Annotated in this window: 27 protein-coding genes and 1 tRNA gene; 14 read left to right on the top strand and 14 right to left on the bottom strand. The window is 61.3% G+C overall.

The genetic code is table 11. From position 1 onward, the window contains the following. The first annotated feature begins 5 nt into the window (after positions 1-5). The 8 genes from odhB (at position 6) to HCO70_RS19400 (ending at position 5,737) form a co-directional block, all read left to right on the top strand. Positions 6-1,559 (top strand): 2-oxoglutarate dehydrogenase complex dihydrolipoyllysine-residue succinyltransferase, encoded by a 1,554-nt coding sequence (gene odhB, locus HCO70_RS19435; RefSeq protein WP_172299299.1) that lies wholly within the window; start codon positions 6-8, stop codon positions 1,557-1,559. A 12-nt stretch (positions 1,560-1,571) separates the two neighbouring features. After that, entirely contained in the window at positions 1,572-1,928 is a 357-nt protein-coding gene (locus HCO70_RS19430; protein ID WP_172299297.1) for a hypothetical protein, read from the top strand. A 48-nt stretch (positions 1,929-1,976) separates the two neighbouring features. Then, entirely contained in the window at positions 1,977-2,240 is a 264-nt protein-coding gene (locus HCO70_RS19425) for a hypothetical protein (protein WP_172299295.1), read from the top strand. Between the two features lie 104 nt (positions 2,241-2,344). After that, the gene (locus HCO70_RS19420; protein ID WP_172299293.1) at positions 2,345-2,734 is read left to right on the top strand and encodes an MAPEG family protein; all 390 of its coding nucleotides are present in this window, start codon (positions 2,345-2,347) and stop codon (positions 2,732-2,734) included. Between the two features lie 40 nt (positions 2,735-2,774). Beyond that, entirely contained in the window at positions 2,775-3,185 is a 411-nt protein-coding gene (locus HCO70_RS19415; RefSeq protein ID WP_172299291.1) for an MAPEG family protein, read from the top strand. Between the two features lie 127 nt (positions 3,186-3,312). After that, on the top strand, positions 3,313-4,701 hold the full coding sequence (gene lpdA / locus HCO70_RS19410; protein ID WP_172299289.1) for a dihydrolipoyl dehydrogenase: 1,389 nt from the start codon (positions 3,313-3,315) through the stop codon (positions 4,699-4,701). Next, positions 4,701-5,045 (top strand): SH3 domain-containing protein, encoded by a 345-nt coding sequence (locus HCO70_RS19405; protein WP_172299287.1) that lies wholly within the window; start codon positions 4,701-4,703, stop codon positions 5,043-5,045. The genes lpdA and HCO70_RS19405 overlap by 1 nt, the downstream gene beginning before the upstream one ends. Next, a complete protein-coding gene (locus HCO70_RS19400) occupies positions 5,042-5,737 on the top strand; it encodes a DUF4336 domain-containing protein (protein ID WP_172299285.1) in 696 nt (231 codons plus the stop codon). The genes HCO70_RS19405 and HCO70_RS19400 overlap by 4 nt, the downstream gene beginning before the upstream one ends. On the opposite strand, the gene HCO70_RS19395 is transcribed toward HCO70_RS19400, so the two are convergent. From HCO70_RS19395 to HCO70_RS19385, 3 genes are read right to left on the bottom strand one after another with little or no spacing between them, the layout of a single operon-like run. Beyond that, positions 5,722-6,270 (bottom strand): dihydrofolate reductase family protein, encoded by a 549-nt coding sequence (locus HCO70_RS19395; RefSeq protein WP_172299283.1) that lies wholly within the window; start codon positions 6,268-6,270, stop codon positions 5,722-5,724. The genes HCO70_RS19400 and HCO70_RS19395 overlap by 16 nt on opposite strands. Beyond that, positions 6,267-6,920 (bottom strand): GntR family transcriptional regulator, encoded by a 654-nt coding sequence (locus HCO70_RS19390; RefSeq protein ID WP_172299281.1) that lies wholly within the window; start codon positions 6,918-6,920, stop codon positions 6,267-6,269. The genes HCO70_RS19395 and HCO70_RS19390 overlap by 4 nt, the downstream gene beginning before the upstream one ends. A gap of 31 nt (positions 6,921-6,951) precedes the next feature. Beyond that, positions 6,952-7,644 (bottom strand): M48 family metallopeptidase, encoded by a 693-nt coding sequence (locus HCO70_RS19385; RefSeq protein ID WP_172299279.1) that lies wholly within the window; start codon positions 7,642-7,644, stop codon positions 6,952-6,954. Positions 7,645-7,801: 157 nt separating this feature from the next. Here HCO70_RS19385 and HCO70_RS19380 point away from each other — a divergent pair, with 157 nt between their 5' ends. Beyond that, positions 7,802-8,125, top strand: a complete 324-nt coding sequence (locus HCO70_RS19380) for a TIGR02300 family protein (RefSeq protein WP_172299277.1) — start codon at positions 7,802-7,804, stop codon at positions 8,123-8,125. Between the two features lie 75 nt (positions 8,126-8,200). Beyond that, positions 8,201-8,276: transfer RNA gene (locus tag HCO70_RS19375), tRNA-Ala, on the top strand. A 165-nt stretch (positions 8,277-8,441) separates the two neighbouring features. Here HCO70_RS19375 and HCO70_RS19370 read toward each other — a convergent pair. The 3 genes from HCO70_RS19370 to HCO70_RS19360 form a co-directional block, all read right to left on the bottom strand. Beyond that, complete coding sequence (locus HCO70_RS19370; RefSeq protein WP_172299275.1) at positions 8,442-9,512, bottom strand: acyltransferase; 1,071 nt, start codon at positions 9,510-9,512, stop codon at positions 8,442-8,444. Then, positions 9,509-10,516 carry an SGNH/GDSL hydrolase family protein gene (locus HCO70_RS19365; protein WP_172299273.1) on the bottom strand — a complete coding sequence of 336 codons (1,008 nt, stop codon included), beginning with the start codon at positions 10,514-10,516 and terminating at the stop codon, positions 9,509-9,511. The genes HCO70_RS19370 and HCO70_RS19365 overlap by 4 nt, the downstream gene beginning before the upstream one ends. Before the next feature lie 327 nt (positions 10,517-10,843). Next, positions 10,844-13,780, bottom strand: a complete 2,937-nt coding sequence (locus HCO70_RS19360; protein WP_172299271.1) for a PKD domain-containing protein — start codon at positions 13,778-13,780, stop codon at positions 10,844-10,846. A gap of 529 nt (positions 13,781-14,309) precedes the next feature. Between HCO70_RS19360 and HCO70_RS19355 the strand changes: the two genes are divergently transcribed. Beyond that, positions 14,310-14,684, top strand: coding sequence for a glycine zipper family protein (locus tag HCO70_RS19355; protein WP_172299270.1), 375 nt, complete (start codon positions 14,310-14,312; stop codon positions 14,682-14,684). A 10-nt stretch (positions 14,685-14,694) separates the two neighbouring features. Here the strand turns inward: HCO70_RS19355 and HCO70_RS19350 are convergent, their stop codons facing one another. From HCO70_RS19350 to HCO70_RS19330, 5 genes are read right to left on the bottom strand one after another with little or no spacing between them, the layout of a single operon-like run. Continuing rightward, the gene (locus tag HCO70_RS19350; protein ID WP_172299268.1) at positions 14,695-15,381 is read right to left on the bottom strand and encodes an ABC transporter ATP-binding protein; all 687 of its coding nucleotides are present in this window, start codon (positions 15,379-15,381) and stop codon (positions 14,695-14,697) included. After that, entirely contained in the window at positions 15,378-16,127 is a 750-nt protein-coding gene (locus tag HCO70_RS19345) for an ABC transporter ATP-binding protein (protein ID WP_172299266.1), read from the bottom strand. The genes HCO70_RS19350 and HCO70_RS19345 overlap by 4 nt, the downstream gene beginning before the upstream one ends. Then, positions 16,120-17,103 carry a branched-chain amino acid ABC transporter permease gene (locus HCO70_RS19340; protein WP_172299264.1) on the bottom strand — a complete coding sequence of 328 codons (984 nt, stop codon included), beginning with the start codon at positions 17,101-17,103 and terminating at the stop codon, positions 16,120-16,122. The genes HCO70_RS19345 and HCO70_RS19340 overlap by 8 nt, the downstream gene beginning before the upstream one ends. After that, entirely contained in the window at positions 17,100-18,020 is a 921-nt protein-coding gene (locus HCO70_RS19335; RefSeq protein ID WP_172299262.1) for a branched-chain amino acid ABC transporter permease, read from the bottom strand. The genes HCO70_RS19340 and HCO70_RS19335 overlap by 4 nt, the downstream gene beginning before the upstream one ends. 48 nt (positions 18,021-18,068) lie before the next feature. Then, the gene (locus HCO70_RS19330) at positions 18,069-19,202 is read right to left on the bottom strand and encodes an ABC transporter substrate-binding protein (protein ID WP_172299260.1); all 1,134 of its coding nucleotides are present in this window, start codon (positions 19,200-19,202) and stop codon (positions 18,069-18,071) included. 221 nt (positions 19,203-19,423) lie between these two features. On the opposite strand from HCO70_RS19330, the gene HCO70_RS19325 reads away from it, so the two are divergent. The 3 genes from HCO70_RS19325 to rfbA all read left to right on the top strand — a co-directional run bounded on the left by HCO70_RS19325 (position 19,424) and on the right by rfbA (position 22,005). Next, a complete protein-coding gene (locus HCO70_RS19325) occupies positions 19,424-20,221 on the top strand; it encodes an alpha/beta hydrolase (RefSeq protein ID WP_172299258.1) in 798 nt (265 codons plus the stop codon). A gap of 483 nt (positions 20,222-20,704) precedes the next feature. Then, positions 20,705-20,845 (top strand): hypothetical protein, encoded by a 141-nt coding sequence (locus HCO70_RS19320; RefSeq protein WP_172299256.1) that lies wholly within the window; start codon positions 20,705-20,707, stop codon positions 20,843-20,845. Between the two features lie 290 nt (positions 20,846-21,135). Then, entirely contained in the window at positions 21,136-22,005 is an 870-nt protein-coding gene (gene rfbA, locus HCO70_RS19315) for a glucose-1-phosphate thymidylyltransferase RfbA (protein WP_172299254.1), read from the top strand. Positions 22,006-22,029: 24 nt separating this feature from the next. Here the strand turns inward: rfbA and HCO70_RS19310 are convergent, their stop codons facing one another. The 3 genes from HCO70_RS19310 to HCO70_RS19300 are packed head-to-tail and all read right to left on the bottom strand — an operon-like array spanning position 22,030 to position 25,177. Continuing rightward, positions 22,030-22,845 carry an alpha/beta hydrolase gene (locus tag HCO70_RS19310; protein ID WP_172299252.1) on the bottom strand — a complete coding sequence of 272 codons (816 nt, stop codon included), beginning with the start codon at positions 22,843-22,845 and terminating at the stop codon, positions 22,030-22,032. Between the two features lie 4 nt (positions 22,846-22,849). Continuing rightward, positions 22,850-24,490 carry an ABC transporter substrate-binding protein gene (locus HCO70_RS19305; protein ID WP_172299250.1) on the bottom strand — a complete coding sequence of 547 codons (1,641 nt, stop codon included), beginning with the start codon at positions 24,488-24,490 and terminating at the stop codon, positions 22,850-22,852. A gap of 45 nt (positions 24,491-24,535) precedes the next feature. After that, a complete protein-coding gene (locus HCO70_RS19300; RefSeq protein ID WP_216665524.1) occupies positions 24,536-25,177 on the bottom strand; it encodes an isochorismatase family protein in 642 nt (213 codons plus the stop codon). Between the last annotated feature and the right edge of the window lie 33 nt (positions 25,178-25,210).

The raw sequence follows: 25,210 nt of genomic DNA, 5'->3' as shown, positions 1-25,210 counted from the left end.
CCGACATGAGCACCGAAGTCCGCGTTCCGACGCTTGGAGAAAGCGTTACCGAAGCCACTGTGGCGACCTGGTTCAAGAAACCTGGCGACGCAGTGGCGGTCGATGAAATGCTCTGCGAACTGGAAACCGACAAGGTCACGGTCGAGGTTCCCTCGCCCGCCGCCGGCACACTTGGCGAGATCGTCGCCGCCGAGGGAGAGACGGTCGGCGTCGACGCGCTGCTTGCAACAATCGCCGAAGGCGATGCCGCCCCCGCGCCAATGACTGAGGCCAAGGAAGAAGCTGCCGAAGCACCAGAACCGGCCAAAAAATCCGAAGGCGGCGACAGCGGCGGAGGCAAGCCCATCGATGTGATAGTTCCGACCCTCGGTGAAAGCGTCACCGAGGCCACCGTCGCCACCTGGTTCAAGAAAGTGGGTGACAGCGTTTCCGCCGACGAAATGCTGTGCGAGCTGGAAACCGACAAGGTCTCGGTCGAGGTTCCCGCCCCCGCCGCCGGCACCCTTCAGGAGATCCTGAAAGGTGAAGGCGAAACCGTCGAGGCCGGCGGCAAGCTCGCCATCCTCTCGACCGGCGGCGCCGCACCTGCCGCCAGCCCCTCGGCCGAGAAGGTCGAACAGGACGCCGAATATGCCGAAGAGGTGAAATCGAAGTCCGGCAAGGATGTCGAGGATGCGCCTTCCGCCAAGAAACTAATGGCGGAAAAGGGCCTGTCGCCCGACCAGGTCACCGGCTCTGGCAAGGACGGCCGCATCATGAAGGAAGACGTGCTGAAGGCCGCCACGCAGCCTGCCACCGCACCGGCCCAGGCGCCCGCCGCAAAGCCCGCACCCCGCGCACCCGTCCCGGCAGAGGATGCGTCGCGCGAGGAACGCGTCCGCATGACCCGCCTGCGCCAGACCATCGCGCGTCGCCTGAAAGACGCACAGAACACCGCGGCGATGCTGACCACCTATAACGAAGTCGACATGACCGAGGTCATGGCGCTGCGCTCCGAGTACAAGGACCTGTTCGAGAAGAAGCACGGCGTCAAACTCGGCTTCATGTCCTTCTTCACCAAGGCCTGCGTCCACGCGCTCAAGGAAGTACCGGACGTGAACGCCGAAATCGACGGGACGGATGTCGTCTACAAGAACTTCGTCCATATGGGCATCGCTGTGGGCACGCCCACCGGCCTCGTTGTCCCGGTAGTGCGCGACGCCGACCAGATGTCCTTTGCCGAGATCGAGAAAACGATTGCCGAGCTTGGCATCAAGGCCCGTGACGGCAAATTGTCGATGGCCGACATGCAGGGCGGCACTTTCACGATCTCGAACGGTGGCGTCTACGGCTCGCTGATGTCCTCGCCGATCCTGAACCCGCCGCAATCGGGCATTCTTGGTATGCACAAGATCCAGCAGCGGCCGATGGTGATCGACGGCAACATCGTCGCCCGCCCGATGATGTACCTGGCGCTCAGCTACGATCACCGGATCGTCGACGGAAAGGGCGCCGTGACCTTCCTTGTGCGCGTGAAGGAAGCGCTGGAGGATCCGCGGCGTCTGCTGATGGATCTATAAGGACCTGACTCAGTGGCGGAGAAACCGCGCGTAGAACGAAAGATCTACGACGGTCTTCCGCCGACACGCCCATTCCAACGGATCGCGTGGCGCGAGCGCCGAGAGCAACGCAGGAAGAAACAGGACGAGGACCGAAGGAAGTCATGGCAAAGCTACCACAAGCTGCATCCGGGCAAGAAGTTCCTGTTAGAAATCGGGCTGTGGTTAGGTTGTCTGGCGCTGTTCGTACTCTGCATCTCATTCTTCGATCTGAGAGGCGGAAGGCGAGCGGGCGGGCTCATTCTCTTTGCCCTTTTGGGTTGGCTACTTCCTATCTTCCGGCTGTTCCAGTGGGCCTATCTGGTGTGGAAGACGCGGGTCCGCGAATGACGTACGAAGACTGAAAAGCCTAGGCTAAGTGAAGCAGGAACTCGCCCCATGCAACTCCTAGTCCGCAACGCCTTCCAGAACTACGACACCTGGAAATCTGCCTTCGACGGCGATGCCGAGAGCCGGATGACTGCCGGCCTCACCCTCCTGCAGGTCTGGCGCGATTCCGACGTGCCCCGCACTGTCTGGTATCTTCTCGAGGTCAACGACCACGACAAGGCACAGGCCTACATGGACGGCGACCATGCCCGCCTTCTCGGCGACCGCGCCGGTGTCACGGATGGCGAGTACCATTTTCTGGAGACGATCTGACCCATGGCCGACACTAATGCCGAGATCGCCCCAGCCGCCTGTTCAAGGATCGAACCGATTGCATTAGATATTGAGGACCGCATCGCCACGGAGGGCATCGCCCCGTGCTGAACGACGAACTCTCGATCCTGTTGCTCTATGGCCTTCTAATGGCCGTCGTACTGGTCCTGAAGACCACCGGCATGCTGACTCAGTTCGACATGGGCTACCTCTTGTCCTCCCGCGACGAGAACCGCTCGCTCGAAGGCATGCTCGGCCGCATGGACCGGGCGATCAACAACTCGGTCATCGCCATGGCGTTGGTAACGCCGCCTATACTTGTCATCGCGATCCGCGACCAGTCCTCGGCGCACTCGATCCTCGCGGCGCAGATCTTCCTCGCCGCCCGCACGATCTATTTCCCGGCCTACATGTTCCGTATCACCGGCCTGCGCACGCTGGTCTGGCTGATCGCACTGATCGCCATCTTCTTCCTCTACTTCCTGGCCCTCTGATGACGGCCGCACCCCGCATATCCCGCCAAACGAGGCCCGCGTGACACCCGAACTCACCGCCCTCACCCTCGCCGCGCTGCTGCAGGTGTTCCAGGTCTGCCTGATGGCCGTGCCCGCCAATCTCGAGCTGGGCACAAAAAAGACGCTCGGTCCCCGCGATCCCGAGGCTCTGGGCGGAACGCTGGCCTCGCAGCTCAGCCCCCGCACGGCCCGGCTGCACCGCGCCATGAACAACCATTTCGAGGGGCTGATCCTGCTCACCATCGCGGTGACGGTGGTCACGCTGTCCGGACAGTCCACCGCTTTCACCGCCGCCTGCGCCTGGATCTACCTGGCCGCCCGCGTCGTCTATATCCCCTGCTACGTCTTCGGCCTGTCCCCCTGGCGGTCTGTCGCGTGGTTCGTGGGCTTTGCCGCCACTACCCTCATGCTTATCGCCGCGGTGCTGTGATGCCTTTCCTGCGAACATATTCCGGAGAAGGCCGCAGCGCAGGGGCTGGGCCCCGTTTGCGCGCCCTGACAAACCGTGTACGCCCTGTCTACACCCGGCGTACCGCCGAAAAAGCCAAGGAGACCCCATGTCCAGCTATGACGTCATCGTAATCGGCGCCGGTCCCGGCGGCTATGTCGCCGCGATCCGCTGCGCCCAGCTCGGCCTGAAAACCGCCTGTGTCGAGGCGCGGGAAACGCTTGGAGGCACCTGCCTGAACGTCGGCTGCATCCCGTCTAAGGCGCTCTTGCACGCCAGCCACCAGTTGCACGAGGCAGAGGATAATTTCGCCAAGATGGGCCTCAAGGGCAAGGCGCCCTCGGTCGACTGGAAACAGATGCTGTCCTACAAGGATGACGTCATCGGCCAGAACACAAAGGGCATCGAGTTTCTGTTCAAGAAGAACAAGATCGACTGGCTCAAGGGCTGGGGTTCGATCCCCGAAGCCGGCAAGGTCAAGGTCGGCGACGAGGTTCACGAGGCGAAGAACATCATCATCGCATCGGGCTCCGAAGCGTCCTCGCTGCCGGGAGTCGAGATCGACGAGAAGGTCGTCGTCACCTCTACCGGCGCGCTGGAACTCGGCAAGGTCCCGAAAAAGCTGGTGGTCATCGGCGCCGGCGTAATCGGGCTGGAGTTGGGCTCGGTCTACAAGCGGCTGGGGTCCGAGGTGACGGTGGTCGAGTACCTCGATGCCATCACACCCGGCATGGATGCCGAGGTATCGAAGGTGTTCCAGAGAACACTGAAGAAACAAGGGCTCGAGTTCATCCTCGGCGCTGCCGTGCAGGGCGTGGATGCGACCAAGACAAAGGCCAAGGTCACCTACAAGCTGAAGAACGACGACAGCGAGGTGACGCTCGACGCGGATGTTGTCCTCGTCGCCACCGGCCGCCGCGCCTTTACCGACGGTCTGGGCCTGAAAGAACTGGGCGTCGAGATGACTGACCGCGGCGTAGTCAAGACCGACAGCCACTTCGCCACCAACATCAAGGGGATTTACGCCATCGGTGACTGCATCCCCGGCCCGATGCTGGCCCACAAGGCCGAGGATGAAGGCTTTGCCTGTGCCGAGATCATCGCCGGCCAGGCCGGTCACGTGAACTACGGCGTCATTCCATCCGTCATCTACACCTGGCCCGAAGTCGCCGCCGTCGGCGCCAGCGAGGAACAACTGAAGCAGGATGGCCGCGCTTACAAGGTCGGCAAATTCTCCTTCATGGGCAACGGCCGCGCCAAGGCCATCTTCGCAGGCGACGGCTTCGTCAAGATCCTCGCCGACAAGGAATCCGACCGCATCCTCGGCGCCCATATCATTGGCCCGCAGGCGGGCGAACTGATCCACGAGATCTGCGTCGCGATGGAATTCGGCGCGGCGGCGGAAGACGTGGCGCGCACCTGCCACGCGCACCCGACGCTCTCCGAGGCGGTGCGCGAAGCGGCGCTGGCCTGCGGCGACGGACCGATCCATTCCTGATGGTCCGGGTCGCAAGACCCTGGAAACAAAGCTACGATCCGGCCCTGAGGCTCAGGGCCGGAGAGACGGTGACGGTCGGAGCCGGAGACGATGAATTCCCCGGATGGACCTGGTGCGAGAATGCCGATGGTCTGGGCGGATGGGTTCCGGCTGAAGTGCTCAGCACGACGGAACCCGGGCCTGGACAGGCGCTTCACGCCTTCGACACGTGCGAATTGACGGTGTCCCCCGGTGACGAACTCGACATCCAGGCCCGGCAACTCGGCTGGGCGCTCTGCCGCTCGTCGGATGGCACGACCGGCTGGGTGCCGCTATCCTGCTTCGACGAAGACGACGTATCATGAAACAGATCGCCAAGGATATCTGGACCCAGGACGGCGACCGCATCCGCTTTCACGGCATCCCCTTCGACACGCGCGGCGTCATCGTGCGGCTGCCGGATGGCACGCTCTGGCTTCACTCCCCCGTCAGCCCTACCGACGAACGCGTGGCCGAGATCACCGCACTCGGCCCCATCGCCCACATCATCGCGCCGAACCTGATCCACGGCGCCTATACGGAACAATGGGCCGCGCTGGCGCCGGACGCAAAAGTCTGGGTCTCGCCGCTGTTTCCGCGCAAACACGCGGACATCGCCTGTTATGCGGTTTTGACGGACGAGGCTCCACCCGACTGGGCCGCCACCATTGACCAGTGCCATTTCGCAGGCAGCAAGGCGATCGACGACATGGTCTTTCTGCACCGACCCTCCGACACGCTGATCATCACCGACATCCTCCAACGCCACGACCCCACGCGCGAGCCCTTCCTTTGGCGCATGATCAAGGGCGCCTTCGGCATAATGGCTCCTGGCGGCCGCGTCCCTCCGGACATCCGCATGTCCTTCCGCGACCGAGACGCCGCACGCGCGGCCCGCGACCGCATCCTGTCATGGGAGTTCGACCGAATCCTGCTTCCGCACTCGGTTCCGGTCGATACCGGCGGCAAGGAATTCTTCCGCAAAGCGATGAGCTGGCTGGATCAGCCGACCCCGTAACGTGACTGGACCATTCCACCGGGATAGGTCCGCGTTGCCTCGTGCTCCAACCGGACATCGCCGTCCACCGCGCCGAATAGCGGCAACCCTGACCCGATCAGAACCGGCAGGCGGCTGATCACCATGTCCTCGATCAGGCCTTCCCGAAGAAAACTTTGGATCACCTTGCCGCCATCGATATAGGCCCGTGTCCAGCCTTCACGCCCAAGCGCATCCATCACCTCGCGCGGCGCGCCCTGCTTCACCCGCACCTTGTCGCGCAGCGCCTCGGGCACGTCATCGTTCTGCATCGAGCTGCTCAGGACGACCACGGGTATCGCATAGGGCCACGGGTCGAAGCCCGCGACGACATCGAAAGTCCCGCGCCCCATCACCAGCCCGTCCATCCGCTCGATGAAAGCCGCGTAACCGAAATCCTCGCCCTCGGGCGCGGACGGTCCGTCCGGCGCGCCGGTCAGCCAGTCGAGGCTTCCATCCGGCCGGGCGATATAGCCATCAAGCGATACCGCGATAAACACGTGCCCGGTTGTCATGCCACCAGCATCCTGAGGCCCTGGGTCACGTCGGTCCTTACAGACAGCCGAAGCCCCGGCTCGTCTCCGGCCCTAAGCGCAGCAACGATCAGCTTGTGCTGTTGCGGTACCTCGGTCCGCTGCAACCGCCCGTAAAGCTTGCGCATCGTCGGGCCAAGCTGCAACCACACAGTCTCGACCAGGGCCAGCATCGCCGGCGCCTGCGCCCGCAGATACAGCGTTCGGTGGAACTCCAGGTTAGTGCGGATATAGGCCACAGCATCCTGCTTCGCGACCGCCTCGGCGATCTGGCCGTTGATCGCGTTCAGCCGGTCGATCAGCGCGATATGTGCACGCGGCAGGGCACGGCTTGCCAGCTCCGTCTCGATCAGCGCGCGCAGCGCGGCCAGTTCCTCGATCCGCTCGTTCGACAGTTCCGGCGTCGACACCCGACCTGAAGAGGACAGCGTCAGCGCGCCCTCCGCCGCCAGCCGCCGCACGGCCTCGCGCGCAGGCGTCATCGACACGCCGTATTCCTTGCCGATCCCGCGCAGGGTCAGCGCCGTTCCCGGCTCAAGTTCGCCATGCATGATGCGCGTGCGCAGGTGGCGGTACACCTGGTCATGGGCGGCCTGTTGCGTGGCCTCTCCGGGGCGGGGCTGGATCAGCATATCTTCATCGTGCGGACGATCATCGCGCCGGTCAATCGCCGAAACGGTAGCGGTGCAGTAACTGGCCGTTCTGCTTGAGCCAGCGGCGCGGCGCGCGGTAGTCGGGGCATATCCGTTCCACTACCCGCCAGTAGGCCGGTGAGTGGTTCAGCTCCACCAGATGCGCCACCTCATGCGCGGCAACATAGTCGAGGACCGCCGGCGGAGCCATCGCCAGCCGCCAGGAATAGTTTAGGTCGCCGTTTGCTGTGCACGACCCCCAGCGGGACCGAGTATCTCGCAAGGTGATCCGACCTGGCGAGCGCCCGGCAAGGTGCCCGTAGCGCTCGGACGCTTCTTGCAGCCGATGCCTTGCTTCCAGTCTCAAAAACGCCTTCAGACGCGCCGGTGCCATTGCCGGTGCCTGAGGCACCATGATCGCTGCGCCGCGCAGTTCCGCCCGACGCACGGGACCGGCCACAACCGTGTACTCCGTGCCGCGAAACATCAGAGGCGCACCGATGCCTACCTCGATTCCTGCCTCCTGTTTCGCAAGGTGACCGCGTATCCAGCCGGATTTTTCTTCGGCGAAAGCCAGCGCCTCGGCCGGGTCCATCCCCGCTGGCATCGACAGTGTCACCCGCCCGTCCAGCGCCGAAACGCGCAGCGACACCCGCCGCGCCCGTCGCGAGCGGCGCAAAGTAATTTCCACCGGAGGGTTGCCGGGAAGGACTGCCTGCCCCATATCGCTGTCTCACCTTGCCTTGCGCTTAGAATAGCCTGTGCCGCCGCCTTGTGGCCATGGCGAAAATCGCCGGCCGAAAGGCTTTGACAGCAGCGTAAGCTTGTGGCAGGGGACCGCAATTCGAACAGATGCTGCACCAGCTGCAAAGAGGAAACGCATGCCCAAGGAAGAATGGGGGACCAAGCGGGTCTGCCCGACGACCGGCAAACGGTTCTACGACCTGAACAAGAACCCGATCGTCAGCCCTTATACGGGTGAGGTTGTAAGCCTGGATACCGGCACCAAGTCTCGCACCGCGATCGCCGACAAGGCGGACAAGGAAAAAGAGATGGAGCTTGTCGACGACTCGGATGTCGATCTGGATGATGACGACAACTCCGATGTCGATCTGGATGATGACATCCTCGATGACGATGACGATAGCGATGATGTCTCGCTCGACGACATCGCCGACGTGGCGTCGGAAGACGACGACAGCTGATCTCGCATTTTCCGCTTGAACTGGCGGGTGCGAATCCATATGACCGGCGAGCGATCCGAACCAGGGTCGCCGCAAGGGGCCTTAGCTCAGTTGGGAGAGCGCTTGCATGGCATGCAAGAGGTCAGGGGTTCGACTCCCCTAGGCTCCACCAAATCCTTCCAAACAGAACGAAGATCTAAATGTTTGGAACGTGTCTTCAGTTCGTTGGAATGTCAGCATTTCATTTAGCGCTTTACTGCCCGTCCTGGAAGCATACTCACAATACTACTCGAAGCTTCTTGCCATTTGGCAGCTGCGAGCGGCGGCGCTATGACCGTCATGGAGGATTTCCGGCGCCTTGTGCGGGCCGGGCTGGGTGCCCGCCGGTATCCGATACCCATGAGAAACGCCGAAGGATGGCCCGCTGCGCCGGTTTCTCGATGAGGAAGAAAAGCGCCACCGAAACCAGAATTGCAACCACAGCCGCCATCGATGCCGCGACAGCCGTGACCGGAAGGCTGAAGCGGTCGCTGAGAACCTTGATCGGCAGTTGAATAATATAGGGGTGACTAAGGTACAGCGAATAAGACGCGTTGCCCAGAAGCACCAATTGCCCGGTAACACGCCCGCTGCTGTAGGGCAAACAGAGGAAGGCGGCGACTATGGCGGCCGCAGGCAGGCCGACGGCGATGAACCTGCTGTGCCCGGCGAGCAAGAAGTATAGACTGGCAGCGGCGAACGCGAATGCGGCGGACAAAAAGATCGTGGGCACCGGCCTCATGCGAATGTAGACCGAGTAAAGGCCCATTCCCAAGATGAACTCGATCAGTATTGGCGCGGTGTAGAATTGGCCTAGCGGCGTGTCGGGTGGCCAGATCCAGCCATATACCACAACACCTAACAGCGTGGCCGATACTACCGGAATCGTCATGCGTCCGGCATTCAGGGCTACGCAATAGATTGCGTAAAAGAACATCTCGTAGCAAAGCGTCCAGCCCAGAAATAAGATCGGTTGCATGGCACCGCTGGGCTTCTCGTAGGGGATGAACAGAAGCGATTTCGCCAGCGACTCGGCGGACACTTCGGTCGAATTCAGGAGCTGAGGCAATGCCATTGCCACGACCACGAGCGCGAGGGTCAGAAACCAGTAGAGCGGAACAATGCGGGCGATCCGGCGCACAGCAAAATGCAGGCTGCCATGGTCGGGGTTGGTGGCGTAGGCCATGATGAATCCGGAAAGGACGAAAAACACGTCGACCCCGAAATAGCCGAAGGCAAAGGGGTTCGGGATGCCGGGGTACTCCAAGGCCAGCCCGCTCCCGACATGGAACAGCACTACTGTGAACGCGGCAAGGAAACGCAGGATCTGCAGTGCGGGAAGCTGGGGCTTCGGTGTTGCGCCGCTCATTGGTTCCAGCCCAGGTCGTCGGCGATTGCCTCGGTAAGGGTATCGGCCATGTACTCGTGGGCAAGAACATTCGGATGCCAGTTGCAGCCGACTTCGCCGGCGGGCACGCGAAAGTCGATGGTTCGGATGGCTGTGTCACCTTCGGCTTCGCGCTGACCAACCGCCTGAGCGATGGCCTCGGAGGCTGCGGCGCGGTCTTCCGTTCCAAGCATCGGGCCAATCGCCGTGTAGATCAACGCGCCCGGGTTCCATTCCCGCAACCGGCGGAGCAATTCGGCGTAGCGGTCGGAGAAATCGGCGGGACGGTGGCCGCCGGTGAAATCGTTCGTACCCAGATGCACCAGGATCACGTCTGCCTCCGATCGGACGATCAGGTTGGGCATGGTTCGGTGCGTGGAGCCGTTGTAGTTACGCGCCACGCCTATGCCGGAAATGGCCATTGTCAACACTTCTGCTCCCAGCCGGCGAGCAGCCACCGCGGCGTGGGTCAGGTATTGGTTCTGGGTTCTCGGCGTAAAGCCGCATTTCTGGTTCGCACCTTCGATGCCGTAGCCCGCGGAAATCGAGTCTCCGACGACCAGTATCCGCCGCTCCGGGGTCTCCGTGGGCAAGAACCGACCGTCCGTCTCTGCGGAAACCATGCGGGTTGGTCCGATGGGTCGCTCCGTCCGGCGCACCAGGCGGATGTTGTGTGGCCCCGGCGTGAGCTCTGTGGCGACATCGTAGGTCTGCTGCCCAGGCAGCAGGTCCAGCCGCTTTGCCTCGCCATCAAGCTCTACCATCAGGCTGTTGTTACCATCATCTTCCAGAGTAACCGACAGGGTGGTGCCTTCGAAGAGGAAGACCGGCCCGCTGCCGGACCAGGAAAATCGGCCTCCCGGCTCCACCGCCTCGCCAATCCAGCGGCTCGGCGTGTCCGTCGTGTCGGCAAGGGACGGTCCTGCCAGCCCCGCGGGGACGGTCAGAACGGATAAGAAGACCCGGAACACTAGGCACTGGCGCATGATCGCGAAGTAGCATGACCCTGCGGAACAAGCACAACCATAGCGTGCCAGGCGCGCAGTTTTTGGTGAGTTCTTGCCGAGACTACACGTCCCTCGGGGAGTTCCCGCCAAAGAGTTCAGCAGTCGGGAGACTTTTCAGCCAATAGGTGAGGCAGACAGATAATCCAAAGTAAAGACGGAAGTGTAACCAAAGTGTCCAGCTCACTTCGCTTGGCGACTGGACCTGTCGCTCTCGCCTATGCTCACTGACGTGTTCAGTGTCTGCCTACAAAATGATGCTCTGCTTGCCCATGGCGAAAGCCGGGGGCCTGTAACCCCCGGCTTGGATCAGAACTTCAACTGCCAGCTGAGCTCGGCACCGTATGCGTCCAGCCCGCCGCCGAGGCCTTCGGCGAAGGTGCTGACATGGATGACGCTGCCGTTGAGGGTGACCTGTTCCAGACCGAGCGCCAGCCTTGCGCGGGAGCTCTCGTCGGTGCCCAGCGACGTCTCCTCGCGGGAGAAGATCCCGCCGACACCGCCGGTCAGCATCAGGTTCGGCCCGAACCCCGTCAGCGGCATCTCGAAATCCACCCCGAGCAACGCTTCCTGGATGGTCACGCTCTCTCCCGAGACCGGAACGCCGGCGGTCGCGGTATAGCCGTCATGCCGGTCCGTGGCCCGCGCGTAATCGAGCCGCGGCATCAGGGTGATCCCGTCCAGCGCGACCTCGCCCTCGACGCCGAGGGTCAGCAGCGAGCGGCGGCTCTCGAAATCGCCGCCGGCCAGGCCCGAGACGGTGTTCTGCGCGCGCCCTTCCAGGTAGGAGGCCGAGAAGATCAGCGGATGGGTGGGCAGGCGATAGACCGCGTAGGGACCGACCAGCCAGCCGTTGCCGTCGAACTCGAACTGGCCATCATCGGCCGCGAAACGGTCGCCCTGCAGCATGACACCCAGCCGGATGTCTTCGCCACGATAGAGGTTCGCCCCGAGGATCGCGTTGTAATAGCCCGCGTCCAGATCGCCGGAGGTCGACCAGTAGCCGGTGGCCTGCAGCCAGATCAGCGCATCGGTCGAGGTTTCGAGATCGAAGAACTGCCGCCCCTGGCTGACGCCGGCATCGACGAATCCGCCGCCGTTGCCGGACAGAAGTCGCCCGAGTTTCGGCTGCGTGGAGATCAGGGCTCGGCCACGGGCCGCCATCGACTCTGCGATGAATTTCTCGGTTTCCTCGACGGGCACATAGATGATCGCGACGGTCGCGGAGGCCGTGTTGCTGTTCCCCGCCGCGTCGATTGCGACGCCGGCCGGAACCGCGATGGTCACGTCCTGGCCGCCGACCGGATCGATCGTCACCTCATACTCGGCACCGCTCCCGGCAAGGCCGGTGGCGGAAGCGCCGGTGAGTGTAAGGTCCGACGCCTCGAAGCCGGTCACGTCCTCGCTGAACCGCACGGTCACCTGGAACGGAGACCCGTCGACGATCTGCTCCGGCGCGTCGAGGATGACAACCTCCGGTTTCGTGACGTCGGTGGGGGCCGCTACGGTGATGGTCACCGTGTCCGCGGAGGAGTCGGTGAAGCCGTCATTCACGATCAGCTGGAAGACAAGCGTGATGTCGTCCGCGTTGAAGTCGAGCTCCGGCGCGGTGAAGACCGGCGTGGCGGCAGAGGGGTCGTCCAGCGTGACCGCGGTGCCGCTGGTCTGGGTCCAGGCATAGGTCAGCGGGTCATCCTCGGGGTCGGTGGACCCGGTGCCGTCCAGCGACACCGACGCCCCCGCATCCACCGTCTGGTTCGGCCCGGCATCGGCGGTCGGCGCGGCGGAGACAGGGGCGCCCACGCTGATCGTCACCGTATCGGCCGCCGAATCCGTGAAGCCGTCGTTCACGATCAGCTGGAACACAAGGTCTTCGTCGGACCCGTTGGTCGGCAGGGCCGGCGCAGTGAAGCCCGGCGTGGCGGAGGCGGGATCGTCCAGCGTCACCGCCGTTCCGCTGGTCTGCGTCCACGCGTAGGTCAGCGGGTCAGATTCCGGATCGGTCGAACCGGTGCCGTCCAGCGTGACCGTTGCTTCCGAGGCGACGGTCTGGTTCGGGCCCGCATCGGCCGTCGGCGCAAGGGACACCGGCGCCTCCACGGTGATCGTCACGGTGTCAGCGGCGGAGTCCACCGTGCCGTCATTCACGATCAGCTGGAACACAAGGTCTTCGTCGGACCCGTTCGTCGCCAGGGTCGGCGCGGTGAAGCCGGGCGAGGCGGCCGACGGATCGTCCAGGGTGACCGTCGTTCCGCTGGTCTGCGTCCAGGCATAGGTTAGCGGGTCACTGTCACCGTCGCTCGAGCCGGAGCCGTCCAGTGACACGGTGGCCGCAGATGCGACTGTCTGGTCCGGACCAGCATCGGCCGTGGGCGCTGCGTTGGTGGGCGCTTCCACGCTGATCGTCACCGTGTCGGCAGCGGAATCCGTGAAGCCATCGTTCACGATCAGCTGGAACACGAGATCCTCGTCGGACCCGTTGATCGGTAGGGTCGGCGCGGTGAAGCCGGGGGAGGCAGCAGTGGAATCGTCCAGCGTGACCGTCGTGCCGCTGGTCTGCGTCCAGGCATAGGTCAGCGGGTCCGATTCCGGATCGGAAGAACCGGTTCCGTCCAGTGTCACCGCCTCACCGGAGTCGACAGTCTGGTTCGGGCCCGCGTCGGCCGTCGGTGCAACGTTGGTGGGCGCCTCCACGCTGATCGTCACCGTGTCAGCGGCGGAGTCCACCGTGCCGTCGTTCACGATAAGCTGGAACACGAGATCCTCGTCGGACCCGTTGGTCGCCAGGGTAGGCGCGGTGAAGCTCGGAGAGGCGGACGTGGAATCGTCCAGGGTGACCGTCGTTCCGCTGGTCTGCGTCCAGGCATAGGTCAGCGGGTCACTGTCACCGTCGCTCGAGCCGGAGCCGTCCAGTGACACGTTGGCCGCAGATGCGACTGTCTGGTCCGGACCAGCATCGGCCGTGGGCGCTGCGTTAGGAACATAGTCTGTTGTGTTGATCAGGGTGGTGCCAGTGACGCCCGAAACGGCAACTTCCCACTCGTGGAATGTGGTGCCGCCATCCAAGCTGCCACTGAATTTGATACCCAGATAGTCTTCTGCGGCCAGACTGGCCGCATCGGCACCGTTTTGCGACAGGATCGTTACGGACGTCAGTCCGCAGGCCGCCTCGATTTCCGCTGAACTGATATCAGAATAACCACTATAGTTATACGTACTGTTGGCCCAATAAGCGCCTCCCGCCATTTGGACGCCTGAATAAGGCAGATACACGTAGGCGGCTGCATTATCAACACTATAGTAACTGAAGGAACAACTTAAACCGTTCGGCACAACGTTGCCATTAAGGCTTCCATCCAAAGCAAACACAGCCGAAGGTACACCAAGCAAACACGAACCAACCACTGCCGAAATCACACGTCTCAAGAGTCGTCTCATGGCCTGTATCCCCTGCCTGCCTGAATGACTGTGGCCGGCCATGTCCCACAACATGCACACGATTCCCCAAGCGAACACCGCCTCAGCCAGTTACCTTGTTATGTAAATTTCGGCCGCCTGCACAATGCATGCACCAAATCTGCACAGGTTGATGAACCGGCGTTGCAAACATCCCACAGTCGAGTTTTCGTGCCGAAACATAAACTTACCCGGCGTCATCCCTGCCGCGTTCCGGCAACGTTGCCTTGCCTCGACGGAATGCTAGTTTCCCTACAGCGGGAGCAGCATCCGGACGCGCCGCATACCGTGTAGACAACTAGTGCCGAGAGGGACCACCATGCTTAGACCAAAGACAATTGCCGTATTGCCGCTGATCGGGCTGATCGCCGCCTGCGCGAATTCCGGCGCCAACTACACACCGGTGATCGACGGTCCGGTCGGCCCGAATTTCAATGCCGATTTGGCCGCTTGCCAGAACCTCGCCGCGCAACAGGGCGCATTCGACAGCAACACGGGCGCCGCCGCTGCGACAGGCGCCGCCGTCGCGGGTGGCGGAACGGCGATCTTCGCCAATGAAGGTACTAATGTCCGTGATGCCGCCCTGATCGGCGCGGCCGCAGGTGTGGCCGGAGGTGCGCTGCAACAGCAGGCGAACAAGGAAGCGATCATTCGCAACTGCATGCGCGGACGCGGCTATCGCGTCGTCGGCTGACCTCGTGAGCTTACACGCCCAGGTAGGTCTCTGTTAACTCAAGGGTCAGGTCGTCCATCGGCCCGGCCCAGACGGTCCTACCCCGTTCCAGCAGAACAGCACGGTCGCAGGCGCCACGCATCTCCTTGAGCGTCTTGTCGATCACCAGCAGGGCCATGCCGGTCTCGTGCTTCAGCGTCGCAATTGCGGTCCAGATCTCCTGCCGGACGATCGGCGCCAGCCCCTCTGTCGCCTCGTCGAGGATCAACAGGCGCGGATTGGTCGTCAGCGCCCGGCCGATGGACAGCATCTGCTGTTCTCCGCCAGAGAGCGACGCGGCCACCTGTCGTCTCCGCTCTTTCAGACGCGGAAATAAGGTGTAGACGTTGGACAGATCCCAATGACCGCGCCGGGCCGCGGCGCCGAGGTTTTCCTCCACAGTCAGATCCGGGAAACAGCGCCTGCCCTCGGGCACCAGCCCGATCCCCAGCCGCGCTGCACGGTGACTAGGCAGCCGCTGGAGGTCCTGGCCGTCGAACTGCATCTTGCCGCGTGCGGGCAGCATCCGACAGATCGTTTTCACGGTCGTGGTCTTGCCCATGCCGTTTCGGCCCATAAAGCCCACAGACTGGCCCTCGCCGATTTCCAGGTCTACGCCGAACAAGGCCTGGCTGGCGCCGTAGGTGGCGGTGACATTCTGCAGGGTTAGCAGGGTCATGCCTCCTCTCCCAAATAGGCTTCGCGGACTACAGGATCGGCGCGGATCTCGTCTACGGTTCCGGTGGCTATGATCCGGCCATAGACCAGCACGCTGATCCGGTCTGCTAAAGCGAAGACGGCGTCCATGTCATGCTCCACCAGCAGGATCGGCGCCTGCCAGCGCAGTTCGTCCAACAGCGCCGTCAGCTGTTTCGATCCCTCACTCCCCAGCCCGGCCATCGGTTCATCCATGACGAAGGCTCTCGGCTGCAGAGTCAGCGCCACTGCGACCTCCAGCTGCCGACGCTGGCCGTGGCTCAGTTCTGCTGTGCGCGCTGCCGCTTGGTCGGCCAGGCCGACCCGCTCCAGAGCCGCCAACGCTTCGCCGCACAGGTAGGTGTCTTTCAGCACGTTTCGCATCATCCGCCATGACCGCCCCGCCGCACCCAGAGCTCCCAGCAGTGCGTTCTGCAGGACCGTGTCTTCCATCGCCAGCGCAGAGATTTGGAAGGTCCGCGCCAGTCCCATCCTTGCGCGAGCCCGTACCGTTTCGGCTGTCACATCGTGGTCGAGGAAATGGACGGTCCCGGAATCGGGCGCCAGCCCGCCGCAAATCTGCGCAATCAGCGTTGATTTTCCGGCGCCGTTCGGCCCGATGATTGCATGCACTTCACCGCGCTTCAGGTCGATGGAAACGCCGTCATTCGCCCTTAGTGCACCGAAGCTCTTGGTAATATCATGCGTGACAAGGACGTCGTCAGTCATGTGTCCTGCCTCGCCCCGCGATCATTCCGACCACGCCCCCATGCCCGAACAGCACGATGCCCAACAGGACCAGACCGAGGAAAACCTGCCAGTATTCGCTGACACCGCCCAGAAAATGCTCCAGCAGCACAAAGAGGCAGGCGCCGACGACTGGGCCGAACAGGCGTCCGACCCCACCAATGATAACGAAAACCATGATCTCTCCCGACATCTGCCAGCTCAGCATTGTCGGGCTGACAAACCGATTTAGATCGGCGAAGAGTGCGCCCGCCAACCCGGTTACTGCGCCTGAGATCACCAGCGCCGAGAGTTTCAGCCGAGTCGGGTTCATGCCGACTGTTTCGACCCGGTGCGGCACCTGCCGCGCGGCGTTCAGCGCCAAGCCAAAGGGTGAACGGATCAGCCGCGCGTTCAGGAACAGAATGACGCAGAGCACACTGAGGCATAGACCGTAGAATTCGATCGGGACGAGAGTGTTTAGCCCCGGAAAACTATTGCGGACATAGATCGACAACCCGTCCTCGCCACCATAGGTGGGCCAGGAGATCGCGAAGAAAAACACCATCTGCCCGAAGGCCAGCGTTATCATTATGAAATAGACGCCCGACGTGCGAAGCGCGAGAAGCCCAATGACAAGCGCCGCGACGGCGGAAGAGATCATCGCCACCAGCCAGATAACCGGCATCGACTTGGTGCCGGTTATGGTGAACGGCCAGTCCATCAAGGGTGTGTAGTTCTGCGCATGAAAGGCCAGAACTCCCATGGCGTAGCCGCCAAGGCCGAAATAGACCGCGTGGCCCAAGCTCACCATGCCTCCCCAACCCAGCGCTATGTTGAGGCCGGCCGCAGCCAGCGCGAAGATCACTGCGCGCGTCGCCAGTGTAATTGTGAATGGTTCGTCCGCCCAGAGCGCCCATACCGGCACCGCGACCAGCAGCAGGAGCGCGGCGCTATTGACCAAAGCCTCACGGCTCATACCCTGGCCCCGAACAGCCCGGTGGGCCTCCAGACCAGCACCACCGCCATCAAAATGTAGATCGCCATTGACGCAAATGCCGACCCTGTAGCCGTCGCCTTGGCAGGGTCGGTGAACAGCTTAAGCAGTTCGGGTAAGAAAATGCCGCCGAGCGTGTCGGCCAACCCGACCAGAAGCGCGCCGATCAGCGCCCCTTTGATCGAGCCAATCCCTCCGATCACGATGACAACGAAGGCAAGGATCAGTACCGGCTCTCCCATCCCGACTTGCACCGACTGGATCGCGCCAACTAACGCACCAGCTAGGCCCGCCAACCCGGCGCCCAGAGCAAAGACCAATGTATAAAGCCGCGAGATATTCACGCCCAGCGCCCCGATCATCTCCCGGTCGTTCTCACCGGCGCGGATCTGCACCCCGATCCGTGTGTGAGAGATCAGCAGCCATAATCCCAAAGCGATCAGAAGGCCCAGCACGATCAGCGCCAGGCGGTAGAGCGGATACTGGATTCCGCCCGGCAACATGACTGGCCCGGACAACCAGGCAGGGATGTCGAGGTAAAGCGGGAACGATCCGAATAGCCATCGCGTGCCCTCCGAAAAGATCAAAATCAGCGCGAAGGTTGCGAGCACTTGGTCGAGGTGATCCCTGTCATAGAGCCGCCGTATCACCACCAGTTCAACCAGCGCCCCTGCCAAAGCTGCAGAAATCAGTGCCGCAGCGAGCGCGAGCAGGAACGAGCCGGTTGCGCCCGCTATTGTGGCGGCAGCGAAGGCACCCACCATGTATAGCGACCCGTGGGCCAGGTTGATCAGCCCCATGACCCCGAAGATCAGGGTCAGGCCGGCCGCCATTAGAAACAGCATGACACCGAATTGCAGGCCGTTCAGGACCTGCTCTGCGATCAAAATAGCGGTCATGGGAACTGCCTCGACTCGAGCCCGGCGTTTGGCCGGGCTCCGGTCAGGCTACATCGAGCATTCGCCGACATAGGCGTTGTCGCGATCTTCCATCGCAGTATCGGTGATCTTGTTGGTGTAGATATCGCCTTCCTTGATCACCTCCCGAACATAGATGTCCTGAATTGGGTGGTGGTTTGAAGCGAAGGTGAAATCGCCCCGCACGCTGTCGAAATCAGCGTCTTCCAGCGCAGTGCGGAAGGCGTCGGGATCGGAGATGTCAGCCTTGTCCATCGCCGACAGAAGCAGGTTTGCTGTGTCGTACCCCTGTGCGGCATAGATCGATGGCAAGCGGCCGTATTTTTCTTCGTAAGCAGAGACAAAGGCAGCGTTCGCGTCGTTGTCGAGATCTTTGGACCAGGTGGAGGTGTTCTTCACGCCCACGGCGGCGTCACCCACTGCCTGAAGAATGTTCTGATCGAAGGAAAAGGCCGGACCGACCAAGGGCAGTTCTACCCCTGATTCTGCGTATTGCTTCAGGAAGGAAATCCCCATACCGCCGGGGAGAAAAAAGAACACGCTATCCGCGCCCGACGCACGGATCTGCGCGATCTCGGCGGCATAGTCGGTCTGACCGAGTTCGGTATAGATCTCGCCCGCCAATTCGCCGTCGTAGAACCGCTTGAACCCGGTCAACGAGTCATGTCCCGCTGGATAGTTTGGCGCCAGGATGAACGGTTTTGTATATCCCGCGCTTTTCGTATATGCGCCGGCTGCCTCATGCAGGTTGTCGTTCTGGTACGACACCGAGAAGTGGTTCGGGTTGCACCCGGCGCCCGCCAATTGCGCCGGCGCCGCATTGGTTGAAAGGTAGAACAGCCCTTGCGCCGTCGCTGATGGGACCACGGCCATGGCAAGATTGGACCACACTATTCCGGTCAACACGTCTACCTTGTCGGACTGGATCATTTTATCGGAGATCTGTACAGCGATGTCCGGTTTTTGCTGATCGTCCTCGACAATGACATCGATGTCGTCACGTCCCGCCATCCCGATCGCCAACATGAAACCATCGCGCGTGTCGATACCAAGGCTCGCGCCGCCGCCCGACAGCGTAGTGATCATTCCCACCTTCACCTGGGCCTGGGCTCCGGCAGCAAGGGCAACAAGCCCTGCGGCAGCAAGTAGCGTCTTCACGGACATTCTATAACTCCCTGTCTGTTGGTGTTTTGTACGTTCACCGCCGGCCGGGTGTCTCGCCCGGAGATGCGACAACCAAATCGATCCCCATATCGATAACCAAATCTGCCACGATGTACATCACGAGCGCGCAAGGGTTTTGCGTCCCTGGATGCATTTGCGTTATCTACGAGCCGTTTCGCGCATGTTTGGCGCGAGGGAAGGACGGACGGGAGCCGCGGACCATGAAGACATTCGACTGGGACGACGCCTATGACAATTCCGGCCACATTCTGGATGCCGCCAGCTACCCGCGGAAATGGCAGACCGAGGCGGACGCGTTTCGGTCATCGCATCCATCCGCAATTCTTGATCTTCGGTATGGGCCCGGTGCGCGCAACAATCTCGACATTTTCCTTCCCGGCGAAGAACCGAAGGGGCTCGCCGTATTTGTCCACGGTGGCTACTGGATGAAGTTCGACAAATCGACCTGGTCCCAACTGGCGCAAGGCTCGGTAGATGCAGGCTGGGCGATGGCGTTGCCCAGTTACACATTGGCACCGGACGCGTCAATTTCGCAGATAACTCGGGAGATCGCCGCTGCAGTGACCGCAGCTGCCGAGCGGGTAGCTGGTCCCATCCGCCTGTCGGGCCATTCGGCTGGTGGACATCTCGTCAGCCGCATGGCCTGCGAGAACTCGCCGCTCGCCGGACAAGTCCGGAAGCGGATGACCGGCGTGGTCTCGATCAGCGGGCTGCACGACCTCGAGCCGTTGCGCAACACGAAGATGAACGCGACGCTGCGGATCGACGACACCGTGGCGGTAAGCGAGAGTGCGGTCCGCAACAAGCCTGTTACCGGCCTACCGGTCACCGCGTGGGTTGGTAGTTCCGAACGCCCTGAGTTCTTGCGGCAGTCGCGCTTGCTTGCGGGAGCCTGGCCAAACTGCATCGTTCAGATCGACGACGGCCGGCACCATTTCGATATCATCGAAGGACTTCGGGATAAGAATAGTCCGCTTTGCTGCCGCTTGCTGGATTGATCCGCATTGGAGTCTAGGTGCGCCTCTAAACACGTTGCTTCTGGTCACCTTACATCCAGCAGACCAACATGAGCGTCGCAGTACATGCTATCGGCTCTGGACCAACGGTCGATGGGCAAGGCACCACTGACGAAATTCAACATGAAATGCTTGTGGTGCAGAATATGGAAAGGATCAGTCTTTTCAGTCTCCGGACTCGAACTCGTACCATTTTTCGATTTCCGCAGTCTGTCGATTGATTTCAATACGGTTGCTGCAGTGGCACAGTAGCAGCCTCTTCAGCGTCATTGTCGTGTGCTCGAAGTTCAGTCGGCTAAATCCGATACGGGACCTTGACGAACGTATCCAGAGCGGCGCAACTGCCACTGCGTGTTTACCCGCTCAGGCCGCACGGCCCGGTCCGACAGAGGATTTGAAATTACGTACCTATGGCAAACAACGAATTTCAGTGCGCAGGCTGCACAGTCGTGACGGGAGACCTGAATGACAGAATTCACTAAGACGACACTCGACGGCGTCCTGATTGTCACGCCAAAACGCTTCGGCGACCATCGCGAATTGTTTGGCGAGAGCTTTGGTTCGCTGTGGACGCGGCCGGAAATTCTCATGTATTCAGTCAGATGACGATATGCACCCATCAGGTTTGAAGTACCCGACGGCAGAACCGTCACTTTCCGCCAATTTTCTTTTTCTTGAATCGCCGCATATCAACTGGGCCGATTTGACATGTGAAATCTCCGATCAAACCTGCCGCACCACTGAGGCGGAGCACACTCCAACCTGGACCTATCCGAGCCAAGCAATACCCTCCGCGAAGTCCCGGCTGAAAAGGGATACCTTCTTGCCTCTCGGCCCTCGCCGCCCCTACCCGATGGCGGATCTCAACTTTGTACTATCAAACCCGGAGCCATTTCATGTCTAAGCGCAAGGGCATCATCCTCGCCGGTGGTTCAGGCACGCGCCTGTATCCAATCACTTTGGGTGTGTCAAAGCAGCTAATGCCGGTCTACGACAAGCCAATGATCTATTACCCACTCTCAGTTCTTATGCTGACTGGCATCACCGACATCGCCATCATCACAACGGTGCAGGACCAGAAGCAATTTCGTCGGCTTTTGAAGGATGGCAGCCAATGGGGTCTGTCCTTCACTTACATCGTGCAACCGTCACCAGACGGGTTGGCGCAAGCATACCTCCTCGCCGAGGACTTCTTGGCCGGTGCACCGTCTGCTATGGTACTGGGCGATAACATTTTCTTTGGCCACGGCTTGCCCGAGATCCTGACAACAGCCGATAAACAACTGTCCGGCGGCACCGTGTTCGGCTACCACGTTTCCGACCCGGAACGTTACGGCGTGGTGGATTTCGACTCGGCAGGCAACGTCAGAAAAATCGTCGAGAAACCTGAGGTTGCGCCCTCCAACTACGCCGTGACCGGCCTCTACTTCCTCGACGGTGACGCCCCCCACCGCGCCAAGGAGATCACGCCGTCTGCCCGTGGCGAGCTTGAAATTGTATCGCTACTCGACACCTATCTGCGGGAAGGCGCTCTGACAGTGCAAAAAATGGGCCGTGGTTATGCTTGGCTCGACACTGGAACCCATGCCAGCCTGCTTGACGCTGGCAATTTCGTTCGCACCATGGCGGTTCGCCAAGGCATGCAAACTGGTTGCCCCGAAGAGATCGCCTACTACATGCGCTACATTGACGCCGGCAAACTCCGCGAACACGCGGAAACGTACGGCAAAACAGAGTATGGTCGATACCTTGCGCGGCTGCTTTAGGGCCGACCGAAGCTGAGCATATTACTATTGGGTTCCGCATTCGAGAATTAGCCTAGCGGCACCTTCAACTGCTTCCAACGCATCAGGGGACGGTTGAATTGCGGACAGGAAACCATGCCCGCAACCCTTTGCAACCAGAAGCTTGCTGTTGGCGTGGCGCATGCAGAACTTCTCTGAGTTCTCGGCCAACGGGTCGTCCTGTGCAGCGATGACAATCGTATTGCACGGAACAGGGAAACCTTCCGCAAATGGATCAAGCTCGAGACACCCTGCCATCAAACCATTCGGATCGAGTTTTTGATACATGGCTGCAACAGAATTGGGACCTAGACCGTCAGTTTCGCATCCAGTGGCGGGAATTTGACCAAACGCGCCATATAGCAACAGTGCTCCAGAGACCGAATGACGCATAACCGTGTTCGACGCGGAGTATGCCCAAAGCGCCATCAGCGCACCTGCGCTGTCGCCGGACAGGATGATATCCGACCCAAAGATATCTACGGCGTCGCGCAAGCTTTGTGCCGCGGCTTCGCTCTGCTGGGGCAGTACATGCTCCGGCGCCAGAGGCCAGGGGCATAGCCAAACCGGACGACGCAGCGTTTGCGCAATACACGCGCCGACACACCGATGTGTGTACGGAGACCCGACCACGAAGCCGCCACCGTGAAAATGCAGCACTGCTCCGGTATCCGGATCTTCGGGATAACACACGAGACCGCCGGCGAGTGGCTCGATCCGAACCGCGTCCGGCAGCACAGGCGCAACCACATCTGGCTGAGCGTTCCGCCAGGTGCGCAATTCTGACGGATCACCGGAAATCCAGTCCGGCGACCCGCTCATTGGTTCATTCCTCGATCCAAACCGTATCGAGGTGCTGCTCGAATGCCTGGTGAGCGCCGAAACCCCTTACCTTGCTGCGCGCCGAGCGATAGATCGACCGCCAGTACGGCTGTATCAGGATCCCATCCTCGCGCAGCATAGTTTCCAGCCGTGCCATAACTTCGCTGCGCGCTTCTGGATCCGGCGTCGCCAGCGCCTCGTCCAATGCCGCATCGAAATCTGGGTTGGCATAGGCGCTTTCGTTCCAGGCAGCGCCCGAACGATAGGCGAGCGACAGCACTTGGATTCCGAGCGGCCGACCGTTCCATTCGGTTAAAGAGAAGGGATACTCGGACCAATTATTCCAGAAAGTACTGCCCGGCAGAATCGACCGCTTCACCGCGAACCCAGCGTCGCGCAACTGCGCTGCAATGGCATCCGCGGTGTTTGCCTGCCAGTCGGTGTCAATGGATATGATTTCCAATTCAGAATCAGCATGGCCGGACGCCGCGAGCAGTTCCGCGGATGCATCCAGATCCTGTTTTGCCGGGCCAATGTCAGCATAGTCGATATGCATTGGTCCGACGTGGTGGTTTGCGGCCACTTCGCCTGCATTGTCCATGCCCAGTTCAAGCACAAAGGCGTTGTCGACGGCGAGTTGAACCGCACGGCGCAAGTCCTTGTTGTTGTAGGGCGCGCCGCTGACATTCATCCGCGCAACGATGGTCGAACCAGTGGCGATCTCGGCGGTTTCGGCTTCGGACGCGGTCAGTATCTCGACGAACTCCGTCGGAGTTTCGTAGTTCGCATCGATTTCTTCCGACTCGAAAGCAGCGATCATCGTTGCGGGGTCGGTGCCGAGATCGACCCACTCCACTTCATCGAGCCAGTAGGTACCACCCCACCATTCCCCATCTTTTCGCCGGACTTTCGCGCCGACGCCAGGAGAGTATTCCAGCAATTCACAAGGACCGGTGGTAATCGAGAGAGCCGACATCGGGTCTGCGGATCCATCATAGGAGCGGTGCATAATCATTCCCGGATAGTCCGCCATTCCGGCGATCAACGATACGTCCGGCTTTGGCAGGTTCAACCGAACGGTCATGTCATCGACTTTCTCGATGCCACCTTCCACCGCCTTCTCGGTGGCCGCATCAACGAGAGCTCCCATCCGGCCGGCCATTGAATTGCCTTCGGCGGCGCTTTCACACCATCGTATCAAATTGAATACCACGTCATCGGCGTTAAATGCATCGCCGTTCGACCATGTGATACCACGCCGCAGATGAAGCGTCAGCGTCATCGCATCGTCCGAGGCTTCCCAGCTTTCCAGTAGCTGCGGCTCGAAGGTGAAGTCACTGGTCCAGCGCACCAGATACTCGTTGCATTGTCGTGCTACGTTGGCCATTTCGGTGCCGTCGAAGGTGCGCGGGTCGCGAAACGGCTTTACCACTTGTCCGATTTTCAGGCTGCCGCCTTGCACAGGGGTGCCCTGCGCCATAGCCGGCCGCGGAAGGCCGCCGATCGCACAGGCACCCGCTGTAGTCAGGCCAATGCCTGCAGCCTGTGCCAGGAACTCCCGTCGGGACAGCTTTCCGGCCTTGATACTCCGTGCGAGCGGCTGTGCCATCGGGTGCAGTCTGCGGTTTGTGAGCATATATTTCATCGTTATTTCCCTGTCGCTTCGACCCCTATCCCTAGGGGTTCCAGTTCAAATTGCGTCGTAAACCGACTCGATGGTTTCCGCCTCAAATCTCAAAGGTGTAGAACCGACGAGTTGCCAAACATGCCTGGTCTCGCCGGTAAGTAAGGCAAGCGCGCCTTCGGTTGCGGCAACTGCGCCGCCGTAGAGTCGGTTGGCCATGTGCATCATTGCGGTTTGATGCATTGCGATGGTGCCGCTGCCGCAGGCGTCTTTGACCAAAACAACCCGGAACCCATGAGCCATTGCGTCGCGCACGGTGGCGGCAACGCAGGCTTCGGTCCACACGCCGGCAACTACCAGCCAATCCGCACCGGTCTCTCGCAGCTTCCCTTCGAACTCAGGTTCGCAAAAACAGCTCATGTCGTTCTTACGCAGCACATATTCGTCCTTTTCCGGTGCCACTTCGGGACAGATCGCGGTTATCGGATCACCCGGGACTGAAAACAGAGGCACACCGCTGTCACCGACCGGTTCGTGCAGTCGCAACGGAACTCTGCCAAAATCCCGCTCGTAGGCTGCGTGCAAGACTGGCACGCCTGACCCTCGCGCCGAGGCAAGTAGCCGCGCGGAATTGTCCAGCACACGGTCATAGCCCTCAACTAGATAGCGGATATCGCGCCGATGCTCTTCCTGAAGGTCGATCAGCAAGAGTGCGAAACGGTCTGGCGGAAGGGCGAACTC

This window comes from Pseudoruegeria sp. HB172150, assembly GCF_013184805.1.
Classification (GTDB): Bacteria; Pseudomonadota; Alphaproteobacteria; order Rhodobacterales; family Rhodobacteraceae; genus Psychromarinibacter.
The sequence above is the reverse complement of the archived record's forward strand: the minus strand, read 5'-3'. Positions and strand labels throughout refer to the sequence as shown.

Excerpts from the sequence above, each read along its gene's own strand:
- HCO70_RS19345 (WP_172299266.1), bottom strand. The coding sequence starts at position 16,127 with ATGACTGACGACGTCCTTGTCACGCATGATATTACCAAGAGCTTCGGT.
- HCO70_RS19305 (WP_172299250.1), bottom strand. The coding sequence starts at position 24,490 with ATGAAATATATGCTCACAAACCGCAGACTGCACCCGATGGCACAGCCG.
- HCO70_RS19365 (WP_172299273.1), bottom strand. The coding sequence starts at position 10,516 with ATGCGCCAGTGCCTAGTGTTCCGGGTCTTCTTATCCGTTCTGACCGTC.
- rfbA (WP_172299254.1), top strand. The coding sequence starts at position 21,136 with ATGTCTAAGCGCAAGGGCATCATCCTCGCCGGTGGTTCAGGCACGCGC.
- HCO70_RS19370 (WP_172299275.1), bottom strand. The coding sequence starts at position 9,512 with ATGAGCGGCGCAACACCGAAGCCCCAGCTTCCCGCACTGCAGATCCTG.
- HCO70_RS19380 (WP_172299277.1), top strand. The coding sequence starts at position 7,802 with ATGCCCAAGGAAGAATGGGGGACCAAGCGGGTCTGCCCGACGACCGGC.
- lpdA (WP_172299289.1), top strand. The coding sequence starts at position 3,313 with ATGTCCAGCTATGACGTCATCGTAATCGGCGCCGGTCCCGGCGGCTAT.
- HCO70_RS19390 (WP_172299281.1), bottom strand. The coding sequence starts at position 6,920 with ATGCTGATCCAGCCCCGCCCCGGAGAGGCCACGCAACAGGCCGCCCAT.
- HCO70_RS19360 (WP_172299271.1), bottom strand. The coding sequence starts at position 13,780 with ATGGCGGGAGGCGCTTATTGGGCCAACAGTACGTATAACTATAGTGGT.
- HCO70_RS19385 (WP_172299279.1), bottom strand. The coding sequence starts at position 7,644 with ATGGGGCAGGCAGTCCTTCCCGGCAACCCTCCGGTGGAAATTACTTTG.
- HCO70_RS19335 (WP_172299262.1), bottom strand. The coding sequence starts at position 18,020 with ATGACCGCTATTTTGATCGCAGAGCAGGTCCTGAACGGCCTGCAATTC.
- HCO70_RS19400 (WP_172299285.1), top strand. The coding sequence starts at position 5,042 with ATGAAACAGATCGCCAAGGATATCTGGACCCAGGACGGCGACCGCATC.
- HCO70_RS19310 (WP_172299252.1), bottom strand. The coding sequence starts at position 22,845 with ATGAGCGGGTCGCCGGACTGGATTTCCGGTGATCCGTCAGAATTGCGC.
- HCO70_RS19330 (WP_172299260.1), bottom strand. The coding sequence starts at position 19,202 with ATGTCCGTGAAGACGCTACTTGCTGCCGCAGGGCTTGTTGCCCTTGCT.
- HCO70_RS19405 (WP_172299287.1), top strand. The coding sequence starts at position 4,701 with ATGGTCCGGGTCGCAAGACCCTGGAAACAAAGCTACGATCCGGCCCTG.
- HCO70_RS19320 (WP_172299256.1), top strand. The coding sequence starts at position 20,705 with ATGACAGAATTCACTAAGACGACACTCGACGGCGTCCTGATTGTCACG.
- odhB (WP_172299299.1), top strand. The coding sequence starts at position 6 with ATGAGCACCGAAGTCCGCGTTCCGACGCTTGGAGAAAGCGTTACCGAA.
- HCO70_RS19425 (WP_172299295.1), top strand. The coding sequence starts at position 1,977 with ATGCAACTCCTAGTCCGCAACGCCTTCCAGAACTACGACACCTGGAAA.
- HCO70_RS19350 (WP_172299268.1), bottom strand. The coding sequence starts at position 15,381 with ATGACCCTGCTAACCCTGCAGAATGTCACCGCCACCTACGGCGCCAGC.
- HCO70_RS19340 (WP_172299264.1), bottom strand. The coding sequence starts at position 17,103 with ATGAGCCGTGAGGCTTTGGTCAATAGCGCCGCGCTCCTGCTGCTGGTC.
- HCO70_RS19395 (WP_172299283.1), bottom strand. The coding sequence starts at position 6,270 with ATGACAACCGGGCACGTGTTTATCGCGGTATCGCTTGATGGCTATATC.
- HCO70_RS19325 (WP_172299258.1), top strand. The coding sequence starts at position 19,424 with ATGAAGACATTCGACTGGGACGACGCCTATGACAATTCCGGCCACATT.
- HCO70_RS19355 (WP_172299270.1), top strand. The coding sequence starts at position 14,310 with ATGCTTAGACCAAAGACAATTGCCGTATTGCCGCTGATCGGGCTGATC.